We start from the raw sequence: 1650 nt of genomic DNA, 5'->3' as shown, positions 1-1650 counted from the left end.
GGTTATAGATTTACCTGCAAATATTGTTCTAGCTGGATGGTAGTACATAAAGCGACTAAAAAACTTGAATGTCACCATTGCGGTTATCAAAGTAAAATTTTTAGTTCTTGTCCTGAATGTCTAGAAGATGAAACATTAACTATTTATGGTCCAGGTATAGAGAGAATAGAAGAGGAAGCAAAAGCACTCTTTCCTGAGAGTAAAATTGCGGTGATAAGTAAAGATCATGCTAAAAGTCCTGAAAAAATAGCACAGCTTCTACATCAAATGGAAAATTTAGAAATTGATATTTTAATAGGCACACAAATAATAACAAAAGGTTACCATTTCCCGAATCTTACCTTAGTCGGTGTAATAGATGCCGATCTTGGGAGTAATAACGCCGATCTTAGAGCATCTGAGCGAACTTTCCAGCTACTACATCAAGTGGGAGGTAGAGCGGGTAGGGGAGATAGGAAAGGTGTGGTATATTTACAAAGCTATTATCCTGATAATATAATTTTTAGTTATGTTAAGGACGGTGATGAAGATAGTTTTTTTACAAATGAACTTGAAATAAGAAAATTAGCAGATATGCCGCCATTTTCTAAAACGGCATCGGTAATTTTATCAGGTTCCAGTGAGGCTAAAATTCTAGAAATTGCTAGGGATATGGTCCGAATCGCACCAAAAGCAAACGTGAAAATTTTAGGACCGGCAAGCTCATTAATGTCAAAGCTCGCCGGTAAATATCGTTACCGGATACTCATTATAGCCGATAAGAAATTTAATTTGCAGAAATATTTAAAATTTTGGCTAAGCCTTATAAAAATTCCTTCTTTTTGTCATCTAAAAATAGATATCGATCCTAAAAGTTTTTATTAGCTTCTATATCTTTCTCCTTTATTCTTCGACGGTGGAACATTAGATGAATGAGGAGAAGGATTAGTAAGAGATTTTTGTATTTCTGCTATAGCTTTTTTAGTATTTTGAGTAGAATTTTTTATAGCATCTTTATAAAAAGCAGCTTTAGCTTTATCTCCAGTAAAAGAATATTTTATAAAATTACCAATATTTTTCCAAATAGGATTATTATCCATTTTTGTAGTTTCTTCACACCATTTACCTACCTCTTTCAGTTTTGCTTCAACTTTAACTATAGCAGTTGGATTATCTTTATTATCATCATAAATCTGAATAATATTATTTACTTTTTCTTTAAATTCAATGTGTTTTCTACTTTGTTTCAAATGAGCTATTATATCACCATTGTTTACTAATTTTCTAAGATTATCCTTACTACATGACAATTTTTAGAGATGTAAGGACTAAAGGATTGAATTTTGCTGATAATTCATGATGATAACGGGGAAAGAACTTGGTTTACATATGAAAGATCATTCCGCCCCTCTAGTCGAATTATTACAAAAACATATTTCGCTTAATTTATCAAGAGCAAAATGTTTAGGATTATTTATCATTTCAATGCTTAACAGCAGGACAGTAAACATGTCATTGTTATGCAATAGAATGCCGTCTGGGATTAAAGCAGCTTCATGGTATAGAAGGATGCAAAGATTTATCTCTGAAATCTCAATATCATGGAGAGTATTACCTGTTATGTTAGTCATGATGACTGGGTTTGAGCAGGAGCAAAAATGGGTATTGTGT

At 32.5% G+C, this 1650-nt stretch carries 3 protein-coding genes; 2 read left to right on the top strand and 1 reads right to left on the bottom strand.

All coding sequences use genetic code 11. The features are described 5' to 3' along the window. On the top strand, positions 1-864 hold an 864-nt coding region (priA, locus tag REIS_RS05055), incomplete at its 5' end, for a primosomal protein N' (protein WP_008580182.1). On the opposite strand, the gene REIS_RS05050 is transcribed toward priA, so the two are convergent. Beyond that, positions 861-1289 (bottom strand): hypothetical protein, encoded by a 429-nt coding sequence (locus tag REIS_RS05050; protein WP_008580181.1) that lies wholly within the window; start codon positions 1287-1289, stop codon positions 861-863. The genes priA and REIS_RS05050 overlap by 4 nt on opposite strands. A 46-nt stretch (positions 1290-1335) precedes the next feature. Here REIS_RS05050 and REIS_RS05045 point away from each other — a divergent pair. Further along, positions 1336-1650, top strand: a 315-nt coding sequence (locus REIS_RS05045; protein WP_040614713.1) for a hypothetical protein, incomplete at its 3' end; no start/stop codon positions are given.

The organism is Rickettsia endosymbiont of Ixodes scapularis (genome assembly GCF_000160735.1).
Taxonomy (GTDB): Bacteria; Pseudomonadota; Alphaproteobacteria; order Rickettsiales; family Rickettsiaceae; genus Rickettsia; species Rickettsia tamurae.
Note: the sequence above shows the minus strand (reverse complement) of the source record. Positions and strands in the feature narration are given on the sequence as shown.